The organism is Micromonospora sp. 15K316 (genome assembly GCF_004348525.1).
Lineage (GTDB): Bacteria > Actinomycetota > Actinomycetes > Mycobacteriales > Micromonosporaceae > Micromonospora.
Genome location: NZ_SMKG01000437.1, coordinates 1 through 857, shown reverse-complemented (window position 1 = coordinate 857; position 857 = coordinate 1). Strand labels below are relative to the sequence as shown.

The 857-nt window shown below is 77.5% G+C and carries 1 protein-coding gene; it reads right to left on the bottom strand.

The window, feature by feature from the left end; genetic code table 11:
• A partial coding sequence (locus tag E1211_RS32195) for a GNAT family N-acetyltransferase (protein WP_132354019.1) occupies nucleotides 1-724 on the bottom strand: 724 nt, incomplete at its 3' end.
• Between the last annotated feature and the right edge of the window lie 133 nt (nucleotides 725-857).

Sequence of the window (857 nt, the reverse complement as noted above, 5' to 3'; positions counted from 1 at the left end):
CCCGCCGCCCCCGCCACGCCGGCACCACGCCGACCTGGTCGACCCAGGTGCCGATGACGTTCACGAAGCCGACGGGCTGCCCGTCCGGCGCACGGGCCAGCAGGGACAGGTCCGGCCGGTACTCGTCGTCGTCCCGCAGCTCCCCCAGCCACTCGTCGGCGTCGGGCGTCACGAAGCCCGGCCGGCCGGCGAACGCCGCGCAGTACGTGGCGAAGAGCTCCGCGCCGATCCCGGCGGTCACCGGCTCGGTCCGCACCGCGTCCGGCGGGGTCACGGCCGGCGGGGCGGCCAGGTCGTGCCGCAGCACCGCCTCGGCGAAGGTCCGGTGGAAGCCGTGGGCCATGAGGAGGCGGTCCGCGTCGACGCTCCAGGTCTCGGTGGTCAGCAGCAGGTCGGCGTCGCCGGCCCGCTCGGCCGCCCAGCCGACCAGGCGGGTGCCGAGCCCCTGCCCACGCCGGTCCGGGTGCACCAGACCGGTCACGGTGGCCGGTCCCGCGCCGGCACCGGGCGGCGCCGTGTTCCCGACCCCGGCGGCGGCGACGAGCAGACCGTCGTGCCAGGCGCCGAGCGTGTACGTCTGGAGCAGCCGCGCGCGCAGCAGCGGTGGCGTGGTGAAGAGCGGCAGGCCGCCGTCGGCCGCCAGACAGGCCTCGGCCAGCCCGGTCAGCGCGGCGAGGTGCTGCTCGTCGAGTTCACCCCAGTCGAGGGTGTCGGTCGGTTCCACGTCGTCCTTCGCCTGCCGCCGGTAGGGCCCGCGCCGGCCGCGCGCCCGGTGGCCAGTAGGCGACGGAGGCGGCGAGGCTGTCAACCCGATTCGCTCCTCGCCGTCGGGCCGGGCCTGGACGGCGGAGGGGGCG